Annotated in this window: 15 protein-coding genes; 4 read left to right on the plus strand and 11 right to left on the minus strand. The window is 69.4% G+C overall.

Going from position 1 to position 15,056, the window contains the following annotated elements; all coding sequences use genetic code 11:
- Positions 1-120: 120 nt before the first annotated feature.
- Genes M3M54_RS05170 through M3M54_RS05180 form a run of 3 tightly spaced genes read right to left on the minus strand, consistent with a single transcriptional unit; the run spans position 121 to position 1,990 of the window.
- Entirely contained in the window at positions 121-975 is an 855-nt protein-coding gene (locus M3M54_RS05170; RefSeq protein WP_249021120.1) for an oxygenase MpaB family protein, read from the minus strand.
- Between the two features lie 50 nt (positions 976-1,025).
- The gene (locus M3M54_RS05175; RefSeq protein ID WP_249021121.1) at positions 1,026-1,229 is read right to left on the minus strand and encodes a hypothetical protein; all 204 of its coding nucleotides are present in this window, start codon (positions 1,227-1,229) and stop codon (positions 1,026-1,028) included.
- Positions 1,226-1,990 (minus strand): COG4280 domain-containing protein, encoded by a 765-nt coding sequence (locus M3M54_RS05180; RefSeq protein ID WP_249021122.1) that lies wholly within the window; start codon positions 1,988-1,990, stop codon positions 1,226-1,228. Before M3M54_RS05180 ends, M3M54_RS05175 begins: the two co-directional genes overlap by 4 nt.
- 151 nt (positions 1,991-2,141) lie before the next feature.
- On the opposite strand from M3M54_RS05180, the gene M3M54_RS05185 reads away from it, so the two are divergent.
- Complete coding sequence (locus tag M3M54_RS05185) at positions 2,142-3,107, plus strand: ABC transporter ATP-binding protein (protein WP_249021123.1); 966 nt, start codon at positions 2,142-2,144, stop codon at positions 3,105-3,107.
- Complete coding sequence (locus tag M3M54_RS05190; RefSeq protein WP_249021124.1) at positions 3,104-3,928, plus strand: ABC transporter permease subunit; 825 nt, start codon at positions 3,104-3,106, stop codon at positions 3,926-3,928. Before M3M54_RS05185 ends, M3M54_RS05190 begins: the two co-directional genes overlap by 4 nt.
- Position 3,929: 1 nt before the next feature.
- Here M3M54_RS05190 and gpmI read toward each other — a convergent pair whose 3' ends face one another.
- The 7 genes from gpmI to uvrC all read right to left on the minus strand — a co-directional run bounded on the left by gpmI (position 3,930) and on the right by uvrC (position 11,835).
- Positions 3,930-5,483, minus strand: a complete 1,554-nt coding sequence (gpmI, locus tag M3M54_RS05195) for a 2,3-bisphosphoglycerate-independent phosphoglycerate mutase (protein WP_249021125.1) — start codon at positions 5,481-5,483, stop codon at positions 3,930-3,932.
- Positions 5,480-6,244 (minus strand): triose-phosphate isomerase, encoded by a 765-nt coding sequence (tpiA, locus tag M3M54_RS05200; protein ID WP_249021126.1) that lies wholly within the window; start codon positions 6,242-6,244, stop codon positions 5,480-5,482. Before tpiA ends, gpmI begins: the two co-directional genes overlap by 4 nt.
- Positions 6,241-7,449 carry a phosphoglycerate kinase gene (gene pgk / locus M3M54_RS05205; RefSeq protein ID WP_249021127.1) on the minus strand — a complete coding sequence of 403 codons (1,209 nt, stop codon included), beginning with the start codon at positions 7,447-7,449 and terminating at the stop codon, positions 6,241-6,243. Before pgk ends, tpiA begins: the two co-directional genes overlap by 4 nt.
- Position 7,450: 1 nt before the next feature.
- Positions 7,451-8,449 carry a type I glyceraldehyde-3-phosphate dehydrogenase gene (gene gap, locus M3M54_RS05210; RefSeq protein ID WP_249021128.1) on the minus strand — a complete coding sequence of 333 codons (999 nt, stop codon included), beginning with the start codon at positions 8,447-8,449 and terminating at the stop codon, positions 7,451-7,453.
- Positions 8,450-8,572: 123 nt separating this feature from the next.
- Positions 8,573-8,935, minus strand: a complete 363-nt coding sequence (locus M3M54_RS05215; RefSeq protein ID WP_249021129.1) for a VOC family protein — start codon at positions 8,933-8,935, stop codon at positions 8,573-8,575.
- Complete coding sequence (gene rapZ / locus M3M54_RS05220; protein WP_249021130.1) at positions 8,932-9,828, minus strand: RNase adapter RapZ; 897 nt, start codon at positions 9,826-9,828, stop codon at positions 8,932-8,934. The genes M3M54_RS05215 and rapZ overlap by 4 nt, the downstream gene beginning before the upstream one ends.
- 90 nt (positions 9,829-9,918) lie before the next feature.
- Entirely contained in the window at positions 9,919-11,835 is a 1,917-nt protein-coding gene (gene uvrC / locus M3M54_RS05225; protein ID WP_249021131.1) for an excinuclease ABC subunit UvrC, read from the minus strand.
- A 116-nt stretch (positions 11,836-11,951) separates the two neighbouring features.
- Here uvrC and M3M54_RS05230 point away from each other — a divergent pair, with 116 nt between their 5' ends.
- Complete coding sequence (locus tag M3M54_RS05230) at positions 11,952-12,404, plus strand: Fur family transcriptional regulator (RefSeq protein ID WP_249021132.1); 453 nt, start codon at positions 11,952-11,954, stop codon at positions 12,402-12,404.
- A 20-nt stretch (positions 12,405-12,424) separates the two neighbouring features.
- Positions 12,425-14,635: a catalase/peroxidase HPI gene (gene katG / locus M3M54_RS05235; protein ID WP_249021133.1), complete on the plus strand. Its 2,211-nt coding sequence runs from the start codon at positions 12,425-12,427 to the stop codon at positions 14,633-14,635.
- Positions 14,636-14,692: 57 nt separating this feature from the next.
- Here the strand turns inward: katG and M3M54_RS05240 are convergent, their stop codons facing one another.
- Entirely contained in the window at positions 14,693-15,055 is a 363-nt protein-coding gene (locus M3M54_RS05240; protein WP_249021134.1) for a hypothetical protein, read from the minus strand.
- Between the last annotated feature and the right edge of the window lies 1 nt (position 15,056).

Here is a 15,056-nt window from a genome sequence, read left to right on the forward strand (position 1 = left end):
TCGGTGAATTCCCAAAGCAACGCCGTTGCGGTCGCACACAGACGTCGAGTTCAGGGACCTGAAATCCCCGCAAAGCGACCAACTGTGTGAGCGTTCAGCTGGTCGCTGGAGACGGTTGGTTCAGGCCAGGCGCTGGCTCGCCACAAGCGCCGCTCGCGCGAAGGCCGGTGGCGGCGCGGGGAGCGGTCCCGTGCCCCTGAAGCGCAAGCTGCGGGGCAGCACGGGCACGAGCGCCCGGCGCGCAGACTCGGCGCCCACACGCAAGGCCGCAGCGCGCAGGGGGTCCCATCCGAGCCCGTAACCGCGGCGGATGCGGGCCGGCAGCAGGCCGATCACGGTGAAGTTCGCCGCCTGAAGCAGCGGCCTGGCCCTGGCCGGCACCGGCGGGCGCAGCACCACGTCGATCCCGAGCTGGCGCGCTTCACTGGAAACGTGCAGAACGTCACCTGCGAGCATCGCACGCAGGTACTCGCGCATGCCGACGTAGCCCTCGGGCATGTCGGCGGCGCCCAGACCGAACAGCCGTCCGACCGTGCGCCAGTCGCGCCAGTAGGCCTCCCGTTCGCGCTGGCTGAGCGGGTGCACGTAGCGTTCGTAGACCAGAATGCCTGAATCCGCGAGCGTCGCCAGGATCCAGAGCATCAGCTCCGGATCATCGGCGGCCCACGGCGTGCCGGCCGCGAACTTGCCAGCTGGGTAGGGCAGCGTACCGCGGGTACGGCTGTGCACGCGCCTGACCGCGGCCATCACACGCTCTGCAGCCTCACGCTCGCCGAAGATGATCGTGTCGAGCACCCGAGCGGTTCGATACAGCCGCGCATAGGGGTCCTCCAGCGAGCCCGTGGACATGAAGAACCCGGCGAACGCCACCGGGTGCGCAGCCTGCATCAGCAACGCGCGGGCACCGGAGATACGCAGCACCTGCTCGCGGTGGATGCGGCGAATCAGCGAGGCATCGGTGAAATAACCGGGCACACAACCATTGTGACGCACCCCGCCGCCCCAGCCACCGCGAGCAGCGTGCCTCAGCTTCGCCTGCGCGCGACGTCCCACACGGAGATGCTGAGAATCACTACCACGACCAGCGGCAGCAACCACCAGACGGGGATGCTCGACTCTGAGACGACCAATGTCGCCGCCAGCGCGACCACCACCGCAGCGGCGATCCGCCAATCGTCACCGACCACGAAGTCCCAGAGAAAGCGCAGCAGCGCGCGGATACGGCTCACGCGCGCACCGGTCTTGAGAGGACCTCGTCACGCGCCGTCTGCAGACGCCGCAGCGCGGCGACGGCGATCAGCGCGAACGCCAGGTAGCCGGCGATCAGCACCGGCAGCGCCACTTCGCCACCGGGCCAATGGGCGTGAACACCCTCGCCGCCCCAGAAGGTCCCGAACGACGTGAGCATCACCCCGACCACGAACTTCAGCGTGTTCTCCGGCACCCTGGCGAGCGGAGCCCTGATCAGCACACCGATGCCGACCATGACCAGCACCGCCGCGGCCGCCGCCGCGGCCGCGAGCGGCACGTCCTTCTGGTTTGACCCGAACGTGAGCGCGATGAAAACGACCTCGAGCCCCTCGAGCAGCGTCCCCTTGAACGACACGAAAAAGGCGTAGGGGTCGATGCCAGGCGCGACCGGGCCGGCGTCGCCGGCGGCACGTGACTCCTCGGCGTAGGCCGCATTCTCGTCGTGGTATGACTTCAGTCCGCTGGCCCGCAGGATCGCCTTGCGCAACCACTGCAGGCCGAACACGAGCAGCAGCCCGCCCACGGCGCCACGCAGGACGTTTATCGGGAGCGCCGTCAGGGCCGGCCCGAGCGCCGCTGTCAGCGCCGCCAGGGCGACGAGCGCGACACCGACGCCGACCAGCGCGGAGCGCCAGCTGCGCGTCACACCAACCGCCATGACGATCGTCAGCGCCTCGGTCGCCTCGACCGCACAGGCGATGAATACCGCAACGACCAGCCCAGCCTGGGTTCCGCTCATCTCCACCCGCCAGTGCTCACCAGCGGTGGTCGTGCTGGGCCTCTGCTCACGTTCAGCATGCTCGCACCATCGCTCCGATCAAGAAGTTACCCACTCGTAAACGTTCGGTAAACCGTGGTGCCTTCAGGTATCCCCAGTAGAGTCCTCCAGGATGATCGAGGTCCGCGGCCTGACCAAGCACTACGGGGACCGCGTCGCGGTTGAGGACCTCACGTTCACGCTGGAACCGGGCTTTGTAACCGGGTTTCTCGGACCCAACGGCGCCGGCAAGTCGACAACCATGCGCCTGATCCTGGGGCTCGATCGACCCACGCGCGGGACCGCGACCGTCAACGGACGCGCCTACCAGGAGCTCTCCGCACCGCTGCACGAGGTGGGCGCGCTGCTCGAGGCGCGTGCGGTGCACACCGGCCGCTCCGGCTACAACCACCTGCTGGCGCTCGCGCAGACGCACGGGATTCCCCGCCGGCGCGTGGACGAGGTGGTCGCCATGGTCGGGCTGGAGTCGGTGGCACACAAGCGCGTCGGCGGCTTCTCGCTGGGTATGGGTCAACGGCTCGGCGTGGCCGCCGCGCTGCTCGGCAACCCGGCCACGGTGGTGCTCGACGAGCCCGCCAACGGACTCGACCCCGAAGGGATCCGCTGGATCCGCAACCTGCTCAAGGGGCTCGCAGCCGAGGGCCGCACGGTCTTTCTCTCCTCCCATCTGATGAGCGAGATGGAGCAGACCGCGGACCGTCTGATCGTGATCGGGCGCGGCCGTCTGGTGGCCGACACCGACGTTGCGAGCTTCGTCGCCCAGGCCTCGGCCGGAGCACCGGTGCGGGTGCGCTCACCCGCGTCCGATGCACTGGCGGGCGTGCTCGGCGGCATCGGTGGCCGCTGCGAGCAACTCGAGGACGGCGCCCTGAAGGTGTTCGGCCTGAGCGCCGAGCAGGTGGGTGACGCGGCGGCAGCGCAGGGAATCGCGCTGCACGAGCTGACGCCGCTGCAGGTGACGCTCGAGGAGGCGTTCATGAGCCTCACGAAGGATATGGTCGAGTACCACGAGTCACTGCCAGAGGGCGAGCAGCCCGGCGTACCACTGGCGACACTCGCGGACGGAGACCAGCAGTGAGCGCCACGACCAGCCCGGAGCTGCCGCGCGAGCGTGCACTGCAGGGCGTGACGCTGCCGCGGGTGACCCACTCGGAGTGGACCAAGCTGTGGACGCTGCGCTCGACCCGCTGGTCGCTGTTTTTGGCGTTCGTCGCACAGGCCGGGCTCGGTCCGCTGATCGCCCTCATCGAGATGTCGCGCTGGTCCCAGCTGGGCCTTCAGCAGCGGCTGACGATCAACCCGATCGACCACAGCCTCGGCGGCTGGCACCTCGCCCAGCTTGCGGTGGCGATCCTGGGCGTGATGACGATGACCGGCGAGTACCACACGGGGATGATCCGCTCGAGTTTCATGGCGGCGCCCAAGCGCCTGCCCGTGCTGTGGGCAAAGCTCCTGGTGTTCTCGGCCGTGACGCTCGTGCTCATGGTGATCGCCGCGTTCATCGGCTTCCTGGGTGCGCAGGCGATCTTCGCCGAGCACCACGTGAACGTCACCCTCGGCGCGCCTGACGCGCTGCGCGCGATCTTCGGTGTCGCCCTGGTGATCACCGCAACCGGCGCGATGTGCGTCGCCCTGGGCACGATCGTGCGCCGTACCGCCGGCGGGATCGCGCTGTTCGTGGGCGTGTTCTTCGTGCTCCCCGGGCTCGTCGACATCCTGCCGAGCGCGACCGCGAACGCGCTGCAGCCGTATCTGCCCTCAACCGCCAGCAGCGGGCTGGCGCAGGCGCTCGCGCAACCGCACAGCTTCACGCCGTGGGGCGGCTTCGCGCTGTTCTGCGGCTACACGGTCGCGGTCATCGTGATCGCGGCCGTGCTGCTCAAGCGCCGCGACGCCTGAGTCAGCCGGCCAACAGGCTTCTGCCGGTCATCTCCTCGGGCTGCTTGAAGCCGAGCAGATCGAGGATTGTGGGCGCCACATCGGCGAGCACACCGCCGGCACGCAGCGCTCCCTCATAGCCGGTGACGATCAACGGCACCGGGTTGAGCGAGTGGGCCGTGTTGGGGCTGCCGTCAGGCTCAAGCATGTTGTCGGCGTTGCCGTGGTCAGCGGTGATCACGAGCACGCCACCGCCCTGCGTCACCGCGCTGACGACCTCCCCCAGACAGCGGTCGACCGTCTCCACGGCAGCGGTCGCCGCGGCGATGACGCCGGTGTGGCCGACCATGTCAGCGTTGGCGAAGTTGATGATCGCGAACGTCGGCTGGTCCTCACGCCAGGCGCGCGCGAACGCGGCGGCGGCCTGCGGGGCGCTCATCTCAGGCTTGAGGTCGTAGGTGGCCACATCCCGTGGTGATGGCACCAGCTCTCGCCGCTCGCCGACCTGAGGCGCCTCCTCCCCGCCGCCGAAGAAGTACGTGACATGCGGGTACTTCTCGGTCTCGGCCACGTGCAGCTGACGGCCCCCGTGAGCGGCGATCACCTGGGGCAGCGTGACACGCGGGCGCTGTGGACGAAACGCCACCGGGTGGCTCCAGGCCTCGTCATACTCGGTCATCGTCGCGTAGCGCGCGACCGGCGCGGCGCCGCCGCGCGCCACCGCATCGAAGCCGGGCTCCGTCAGCGCGCGGGTCAGCTCGCGCATGCGATCGGGACGGAAGTTGAACGCAAAGACGCTGTCGCCCGGACGGATCGGCGCCGCCTCACCGACGATCGTGGGCAGCAGGAACTCGTCGGTCTCGCCACGCCCGTAGCCGTCACGCACCGCCTGCGCGGCGCTCGGCGCGTGATGCTCACAGCGGCCGTGGACCAGCAGGTCGTAGGCGAGCTGCACACGCTCCCAGCGACTGTCGCGGTCCATCGCGTAGTAGCGCCCGACGACGCTGCCGACGCGTCCCACGCCCAACTCGGTCAGCCAGGACTCGACCTGCGCGAGAAAGCGCTCGCCGGAATGCGGCGGCGTGTCGCGCCCATCCGTGAACGCGTGAACGACCAGGTCACTGACGCTCAACTCACGGGCCAGCGCGAGCAGCGCGTGCAGATGCTCGATGCTGGAGTGCACCCCGCCATCTGAGACCAAACCGATGAGGTGCACCCGCCCGCCGTCCGGCAGGTTGCTCAGGGCCGCGCGCAACGCTTCGCTGGAGCCGAGCGTCCCCGCTGACACGGCCCCGTCGATGCGCGTCAGGTCCTGCATGATCACCGCGCCAGCGCCGAGATTCAGGTGGCCCACCTCAGAGTTGCCCATCTGGCCCTCGGGCAAGCCGACCGCGAGGCCACAGGCCGTGAGCGTGGTGTGGGGATGACGCTCCCAGAGCGCATCAAACACGGGCGTGCGGGCCAGCGACACGGCGTTGCCAGGGCCGGCCGGAGCGAGACCCCAGCCGTCGAGCACGACCAGCGCGCACGAGGGCGCCGGCCAGCGGGCCGGCGCCACGAGCGGTTGTTCTGTCATGCCGGGGCCGCCGCGGCCACGATCGCGGCGAACGCCCGCGCGTCGAGGCTTGCGCCGCCCACCAGCGCGCCGTCGATGTCCGCCAGCGCCAGCAGCGACGCCGCGTTCTCCGGGGTGACGCTGCCGCCGTAGAGGATCCGGACGCGACCGGCCTGCTCCGGTGAGCGGCTGGCGACAAGCGCCCGGATGAACACCGCCGCCTCCTGGGCCTGCTCGGGCTCGGCGACCGTGCCCGTGCCGATCGCCCAGATCGGCTCGTAGGCGATCGCCACCTCGCCGAGGCGCTCGGTCTCGACCTTGGCAAGCCCCTCCTGCACCTGGTGTCGCAGCTTACGCTCGGTCTCGCCGCGCTCACGCTCGGCCTCGCTCTCGCCCACGCAGAGAATCGGCTCAAGGCCGGCGTCGAGCGCCGCCGCCAGCTTGAGCGCGATCCCGCGGTCGCTCTCCCCGCACAGCTCACGGCGCTCGGAGTGGCCGAGGATCACCCCGTCAACATCAATCTCCGTCAACATCGGCGCCGAGATCTCACCGGTGAACGCACCGGCCTGCGCCTGGTGCATGTTCTGCGCAAACACCTGTACGCGCGAACCCCGGGCGGAGTCCACCATCGCGGCCAGGGCGGTGAACGGCGGGCAGATCGCAAGGTCGACCGCCTCCGCCGCGTAGACCAGCGGCAGCAGTTGCTGGATGAACGACTCCGCCTCCGCCACCGTCTTGTGCATCTTCCAGTTGCCCGCGATCAGCGGGCGCCTGGTGCTCACAGGGTCACCCCGGCGTCCTGCGCTGTTCCGTCAAGCACCACAACGCCCGGCAGCTGCTTGCCCTCGATCAGCTCGAGCGCCGCCCCACCGCCGGTTGACACATGGGTCATGCGCTCGGCCAGTCCGAACTTCGCCACCGCCGCGGCGGAGTCGCCACCACCCACCACCGTCACCGCATCGGCGCTGGCGAGTGCCTGTGCCAGGGCCCTGGTTCCAGCGGCGAACGGCTCAAGCTCAAACGCGCCCATCGGGCCGTTCCAGAACACGGTCCCGGCGCGTGCGACGCGCTCGCTGTAGTCGGCGACCGTGCGTGGACCGATATCGAGGCCCATGTGCCCGGCCGGCACGTCCACCCCGTCGAGCGGCTCGGCGGCCGCGTCTGCACCGAAGTGCTCTGCGATCACGAGATCGCTTGGCAACACCAGCTCACCACGGCTTGCGCGCGCCGCCTCCAGCAGCGTGCGAGCGTGCTCGACGTCTTCGCCTGAGCAGAGCGAGTCGCCGACCTCATGCCCCTGCGCCGCCAGGAACGGAAAGGCCATCGCCCCGCCGATCATGATCGTGTCTGCGACCTCCAGGAAGCGCTCGATCACCGCGATCTTGTCGCTCACCTTCGCGCCGCCGAGGATCGCCACGAGCGGCCTTGCGGGCGAGCTCATCAGCTTCGTCAGCGTCTGCACCTCGCGTGTCAGAAGCAGGCCGGCGACACGCTTGGGAATCAGCCGCGCAACCCCCTCGGTCGAGGCGTGCGCCCGGTGCGCGGCACCGAACGCATCGTCCACGTAGATGTCAGCGAGCTCGGCCAGAGCCGCCGCGAGCTGCGGATCGTTGCGGGTCTCCCCCGGCTCGAAACGCACGTTTTCGAGCATCAGGAGCTCCCCTGGCGCAAGCGCGGCGGCGAGCTTTGAAACCTGCTCGCCGACGACCGCCGGCGCCATCTGCACCGGCAGCCCGAGCAGTTCACTGAGACGCTCAGCCACGGGTGCCAGCGACAACTCTGGCTCACGCTGCTTGGGTCTGCCCAGGTGCGAGACGAGAATGAGTGCGGCCCCGCGCGATAGCAGCTCGCGCAGCGTTGGCAGGGCCGCACGGATGCGCGTGTCGTCCGCGACCGCACCAGCGCTCAGTGGCACGTTGAAGTCGACCCGCACGAGCACACGCTTACCACGTAGCTCACCGAGGTCATCCAGTGTCCTCACGGTCACCTCAGAGCTTGGTGACGAGGTCGACGATGCGGTTCGAGTAGCCCCACTCGTTGTCATACCAGGCCACGACCTTCACGAGCGTGCCGTCAAGGACCGCGGTGAGCGCCGAGTCGACGATCGATGATGCCGGGTCGCCGACGATGTCAGCGGACACGATCGGGTCCTCTGTGTAGGCCAGGTAGCCGCGCATCGACCCCTCGCTGGCCGCCCGCAGCGCCGCGTTGATCTCCTCCTTGGTCGTCTCGCGCTCCGCCTCGATGGTCAGGTCAACGACGCTGCCGGTGGGTACGGGCGCGCGCACCGCGAAGCCGTTCAGCTTCCCGTTGAGCTCCGGGACGACGAGCCCAATCGCCTTGGCCGCGCCGGTGGTGGCGGGAATCAGGCTCAGCGCGGCGGCGCGGGCACGGCGCAGATCCCTGTGCGGCATGTCCTGCAGACGCTGGTCGGCGGTGTAGGCGTGAACCGTGGTCATGAAGCCGTGCTTGACACCGACGGTGTCCTGCAGCACACGGGCGACCGGCGCAAGACAGTTGGTCGTGCAGGACGCCATCGAGATGATCCTGTGGGCCTGAGGGTCGTAGGCCTGCTCGAAGTTGACGCCCAGCACCACGGTCACGTCCGGATCTGTGGCTGGAGCTGAGATCAGCACCTTGCTGGCACCGGCCTGCAGATGCTTGCTGGCACCCTCGCGGGTCGTGAAGTGCCCGGTCGACTCGATCACCACGTCGACCCCGAGCTCACCCCAGGGAAGCGCAGCTGGGTCGGTCTCGGCCAGAACCTTGATCTCAGCGCCGTTCACGGCGATGCCGCCGTCGCTGACCTCAACGGTGCCCTTGAAGCGACCGTAATTGGAGTCGTACTTGAGCAGATGCGCGCTCTCCCGCGGGTCCACCAGGTCGTTGACCGCAACCCACTCGATATCGGCGCCCTGCTCCACCGCCGCCCGCATGACGTTACGGCCGATGCGCCCGAATCCGTTGATCCCTACGCGTATTGCCATTGTTTTCTCCAAGTCGTGTGCTTACGAACCCGGCGCGGCCGAACCGAAGGCCGAGAAGGGCACCGCTTAGGCTAAAGCGCAGACTCGCTCACCAATCTTCTCGTGGCGCCTGCGCCCGCCCGGCTAGCGACGCGAGACCACCTCCACCCGCAGACCGTCGGGATCGCGCATGTAGGCGGCGTAGTAGCGTTTGCCGTACTGCGGTCGCAGACCCGGGGGGCCGTCATCGGCGCCGCCGGCAGCTATCCCAGCACGGTAGGCACCGTCAACCGCGGCCTTGCCGCTGGCCTGCAGGGCCACGTGCCCGTAGCCCGCGGCGGGTGGCAGGCCACGTACCACCAGCCAGAACTCAGGCCCGTTGATGCCATAGGCGATCGCATGCTCGGATTCCAGCATGCGACGGGCGCCCAGCGCGAAGAACACCTGGTCGTAGAAGCGCGCCGAGCGCTTGAGGTCGGTGACCTCGAAGCCGACGTGATCGATCATGCCGGTCGCCCCACGTCGCGGTGAACCACCTCGACAACGTACTCGGCCAGGGGCTGGTAACGGTCGGCGAGCGCCTGCGCCACGGCCACGGACCGGTGCCTGCCGCCCGTGCAGCCGACCGCCACCACCAGATGCGACTTGCCTTCGGCCAGATACTGCGGCAGCAGGTAGTCGAGCAGCGGATGCAGACGCGCGTAGAAGGCCTCAAGCGCGCCGTCGCGGTCGATGAAGTCAACGATCCGCCGGTCGAGGCCGGTGAGCGGGCGCAGCGCTGGCTCGTAGTGCGGATTCGGCAGAAAGCGCACGTCGAACATCAGGTCCCCATCACGGGCCGTGCCGTACTTGAAACCGAAGCTCTCAAACGTCACAGCCAGGCGCCCGGGGGTGCGGCTCGGCAGCATCTGGTCGGCGAGCTTGCGCCGCAGCTGCGCGGCCGACAGGCCGGAGGTGTCCACCACCACGTCGGCGCGCTCGCGCAGCGGGGCGAGCGCCTCGCGCTCGCGTGCGATGCCCTCCGCCACGCTGCCGTCCGGTGCCAGCGGATGCCGCCTGCGGGTCTCTTTGTAACGCGTCTGCAGGGTCTCCTCGTCGGCTTCCAGAAACAGCACGCGGTGGTTGACGCCCAGCTGCGCGAGCCGATCGAGCACGGCGGCCAGCCCGTCGAAGTAGCTGCCCGCCCGCACATCGGAGACGATCGCCGCCTGGGCCACCTTCGAGCCGCTGTGGGTGAACAGCGCCACCAGCGAGCTGATCATCTCCGAGGGCAGGTTGTCCACGCAGAAGTAGCCCTCATCCTCGAAGGCGGCCATCGCGGTGGACTTGCCGGCGCCCGAGAAGCCGGTGATCACCACCAGGTCGCGTAACGCCAGCTCTTGGTCAGCCTGTGACTGCATCTGTGTCCCGCCTGTTTCGGCGTGTGCCGACTTTGTAACCGTTCATGGTCCCCCAGGCTGGGGGTTTACCAGGCGACGCGGCCGACACGCTCACACCCCGGTCCTGTGGAGCTCCCGGTGCAGCTCGCGAGCGAGCTTGCCGGGAATGCCGGGCACCGCCTCGAGCTCCTCGCGCGAGGCCTCGAGCACGGCGTCGGGGGAGCCGAAGTGTGTGAGTAACGCGCGCTTGCGGGCCGGCCCGACGCCTGCGAGCCCGTCGAGAATCGATGTCGTCATCGCCTGGTCGCGGCGCTGGCGGTGATGGCTGATCGCGAAGCGATGCGCTTCGTCGCGCAGCCGCTGCAGCAGCTGCAGCTCCGGCGTGTCGTGCGCCAGCTGCAGCGATTCGGCGCGCCCGGGAATGAACACCTCCTCGATGCGCTTGGCCAGCGACACGACCGGCACACCCAGCTCCAAAAACCCGCCCAGCGCGCGCAGGCCCGCGGCCAGCTGGCCCTTGCCGCCGTCGATCACGATCAGGTCCGGCAGTGCCGCGAAGCTGGGGTCGTACTCGCGGTCGTGCGGCGAGCGGTCCTGCTGCGCCTCGAACTGCGCCATGCGCCGCCCCAGGATCTCCTCGAGCGATGCGAAATCGTCAGGGCCGTACTCGCCCTCACCTGCCTGCCCAGCCCCGTCGGCGACCGCCGCATCTCCAACCGTCCTGACCCGGAAGCGCCGGTAGTCGGCCTTCTTGGGCACGCCGCCCTCGAACACGACCATCGAGGCAACTGTGTTGGTGCCCATCAGGGTGGAGATGTCGTAGCACTCGATGCGCACCGGCGGCGCGTCGAGGCCGAGCGCGCGCTGCAACCCGCCGAGCGCCTGCGCCCGCTGCTGGCGCCGGCGTTCCGAGCGCAGCTTCTCCTGCTCGAGCGCCAGGCGGGCGTTGCGCTGGGCGAGCTCGAGCAGCCGGCGCTTGTCGCCGCGCTCGGGCGCGCGCACCTCAACCCGACTGCCGCGCCGCTGGCTGAGCGCTGCCTCAAGCGCCGCTGTGGTGCCCGGGCCACCGGCCGCAGCGGGGTCGACCACCACGAGCGGCGGGATCATCAGCGCCGAGGCGTAGTACTGGGTGATGAACGCCTCGGTCACATCGGCGGGCGCCGCCCCGGCGGCGTTGTCCAGATAGAAGCTCTGGCGGTCTGACAGGACCCCGTCACGCACCTGGAGCACCTGTGCGTTGGCGTCGTTTTCGGCCACCGCCACGGCGATCGCGTCGAAGGTCCCACCCTGCTCGAGCGCCACCCGCTGGCGTTCGAGCAGCCGCCTCACCGCCAACAGGCGGTTGCGCTCACGCGCGGCGTCCTCATAACGCTGCTCCAGCGCCGCTCGCTCCATGTCGGCCTGCAGACGCTGCTCGATCTCGCGGTAGCGGCCGGAGAGGAACGCGATCACCCCGTCGATGCCGGCGCGGTAGTCCTCGCGGCTGACCTTGCCCACGCAGGGCGCCTCGCAGCGCTTGATGTAGTAGTCCAGGCAGGGCGAGCCGCTGCGCCGGCCGGGCACCGGTCCCTCGCAGGTACGGAAGAGGAAGACCTTGCCGAGCACCTCGAGCGTGGCCCGGGTGCGCTTGGCGCTCGAGAACGGACCGAAGTAGGCGCGGTCGCGCCGGTGTCGTTCGCGCGTGAAGTAAACGCGCGGAAACTCCTCGTCGAGGCTGACCGCGATGTAGGGGTAGGACTTGTCATCGCGCAGCCGGATGTTGAAGCGCGGCTGATACTGCCGGATGAAGTTCTGCTCGACGATCAGCGCCTCAGACTCGGTCTGGACGACGAGCGCCTCGATCGTCGCGATCATCGGTAGCAGATCCCGACCGGCGCGCGTGCTCGGGTTGGAGAAGTGCGAGCCCACGCGCTTTTTGATCGATATGGCCTTGCCCACATAGATCACGCGCCCACCGCTGTCGTGAAACAGGTAGACCCCGGGCTCGTCCGGCAGCTCACGGCGGCGGTCGGCGGCGACGATCGGCATGTCGTGAATGAGTCTAGGTAGCCGCCCGCTGCCGGCACCGCGCTCGCCCTCCTGCCTCACCACGCCCACGGCGCCAAACTTGACTGATTCCAGATAAGTCGTGATACTGCGGGCCAATGCCGCCCCAAAGCGACATCGAAGGCATCATCCGCGCTGCGCGCCTGCGGGTCACCCGCCCCCGCGTCGCGGTGCTGACAGCGGTGCACGAGCATCCCCACGCCGACACCGCGACGATCCTCGAGGCGTCGCGGGCCAAGCTGGGCGAGGTCTCCCACCAGGCCGTCTACGACGTGCTCCAGGCGCTGACCGACAGCGGGCTGGTGCGCCGCATCCAGCCCTCGCGCTCGCCGGCCCGCTACGAGGCGCGCGTCGCCGACAACCATCACCACATCGTCTGCCGCGACTGCGGCGCCGTGGCTGACGTCGATTGCGCGATCGGCTCCGCCCCCTGCCTCTCCCCGTCCGAGGCGCACGGCTTCACCGTGGACGAGGCCGAGGTCATCTACTGGGGCCGCTGCCCCAGTTGTGCAACTCCTTTGAACGCTCAGATAACAGCCCAGCAGTCCTAGAACCGACCGAAAGGACCACCGTGTCAGACACCACAGACGCGCCCGGCAAGCCCGCCCCCGACGCCAACGGCGGCTGCCCAGTCGCCCACCAGACGCTCAAGCATCCCACCCAGGGCGACGCCAACGCCGAGTGGTGGCCGGAGCGCCTGAACCTCCGTATCCTCGCCAAGAACCCGGCGGTCGCAAGCCCGCTTGACCCAGACTTCGACTACGCACAGGCCTTCAAGCAGCTCGACCTTGACGCGGTCAAGCGCGACATCGCCGAGGTGCTGACCACCTCGCAGGACTGGTGGCCCGCCGACTTTGGCAACTACGGCCCGCTGATGATCCGCATGGCCTGGCACGCCGCCGGCACCTACCGGATCCACGATGGACGCGGCGGCATCAGCTCCGGTCAGCAGCGCTTCGCGCCGCTCAACAGCTGGCCTGACAACGTCAACCTCGACAAGGCCAGAAGGCTGCTGTGGCCGGTCAAGCAGAAGTACGGCCAGAGCATCTCCTGGGGCGATTTGATGGTCCTCACCGGGAACGTGGCGCTGGAAGAGATGGGCTTTGAAACCTTCGGCTACGCGGGCGGCAGGCTCGAAGCCTGGGAGCCCGACATAGACGTGTACTGGGGGCCTGAGGCGACCTGGCTGGGCGATGAGCGCTACCACGGAGAGCGCCAGCTCGAGACGCCACTGGCAGCCGTGCAGATGGGACTCATCTACGTCAACCCGGAGGGCCCCAACGGTGAGCCCGACCCGGTGAAGGCGGCCGTCGACATCCGCGAGACATTCCGCCGCATGGCGATGAACGACGAGGAGACGGTGGCGCTGATCGCCGGCGGGCACAGCTTCGGCAAGACCCATGGTGCCGGCCCGGCCGAGGCACTCGGCCCCGAGCCGGAGGCGGCGCCGATCGAGCAGCAGGGTCTCGGCTGGCGCAACAGCTACCGCAGCGGCGTGCTGGCCGACGCCAACACCTCCGGCATCGAGGTCACCTGGACGCAGACCCCGACGCGCTGGTCAAACCACTTCCTGGAGAACCTCTTCAACTACGAGTGGGAGCTTGAGAAGAGTCCGGCGGGCGCCTACCAGTGGGTCGCCAAGGACGCCCCGGCGGTGATCCCGCCCCCGGATGCCGGCGGCGCGCCGCGGCGCCCGACGATGCTGACCACCGACCTGTCGCTGCGCCTCGACCCGATCTACGAGCCGATCGCCCGGCGCTTCAAGGAGCACCCGGACGAGCTGGCCGATGCGTTCGCGCGCGCCTGGTTCAAGCTGACCCACCGTGACATGGGGCCGGTCTTGCGCTACCTCGGCCCCGAGGTGCCCGACGAGGTGCTGCTCTGGCAGGACCCGCTGCCGCCGGCGCCGGCGACCACGATCGACCAGTCCGACATCACGGCGCTCAAGCAGGCGATCCTGGCAAGCGGCCTGAGCGTCCCGCAGCTGGTCCGGACCGCGTGGGCGGCGGCCGCCTCGTTCCGCGGCAGTGACAAGCGCGGTGGCGCCAACGGCGCGCGCCTGCGCCTTGATCCGCAGCGCGGCTGGGAGGTCAACAACCCCTCCGAGCTGCAGTCGGTGCTCGGCACGCTCGAGGGCGTGCGCCAGGCGTTTGTCAGCGCCGGCAAGGAGGTCTCGCTGGCCGATGTGATCGTGCTCGGCGGCTGCGCCGCGGTCGAACGCGCCGCCGCACAAGCGGGCTTTGAGGTCACGGTGCCGTTCACGCCCGGGCGCGTCGACGCAAGCCAGGAGCAGACCGACGTCGAGTCCTTCGCGGTGCTCGAGCCCCGCGCCGACGGCTTCCGCAACTACCTGCGCGAGGACACGCCACTGCCGGCCGAGCACCTGCTGGTCGACCGCGCCAACCTGCTGACGCTGAGCGCCCCCGAGATGACCGTGCTGATCGGCGGAATGCGGGCGCTGGACGCCAACTGGGACGGCTCGCCGACCGGCGTGCTGACCGCGACCCCCGGCCGGCTGACGAACGACTTCTTCGTCAACCTGCTGGCGCTCGGCACCACCTGGACGCCCGCCGACGAGCAGCGCCAGACGTTCACCGGCACCGGCCCGCAGGGCCAGTCCTGGTCAGCGAGCCGGGTCGACCTCGTGTTCGGCGCCAACGCCGAGTTGCGCGCCCTCGCAGAGGTCTACGCGAGCGCCGGCGCGGGCGAGAAGTTCGTGCGCGACTTCGTGCGCGCCTGGGACAAGGTCATGAGCCTGGACCGCTTCGACCTGCACGCCTAGACGCACGCTCACCGCGGTCGGGGTGGCCCGCTGGCCACCCCGACCGCCGCAGCGCCACTAATACTGCCTGGTCGAGCGCCACACGGCATACAGCGCATACACGCAGCAGCCGAGCAGCACCAGCCAGATCACGGTGCCAAGGCCGCTTGCCGTGAAGCGGGCAACCGCCGTGACCGCCAGGGCGGCGACGCCAAGTGCGCCGTACAGGATCGCTCGCCGCCGCACACCCAGCGACTCGATGCCGGTGCGGTGCTCCACGTAGAAGCGCGACAGCGCCCAGGCCGAGGCGGCGAAGAAGCCCAGCACGATCGCGGTCACCAGCGTGCTCAGCGCGAAGGCACCGGTGCTGCCAAGCGCGTAGATCACGCCGGCCATCGCCAGGACGATGACGGCGTTGCGCAGGTTGGTGTTGATCGTCACG

The sequence above is a fragment of the Conexibacter sp. S30A1 genome (assembly GCF_023330665.1).
Taxonomy (GTDB): domain Bacteria; phylum Actinomycetota; class Thermoleophilia; order Solirubrobacterales; family Solirubrobacteraceae; genus Palsa-465.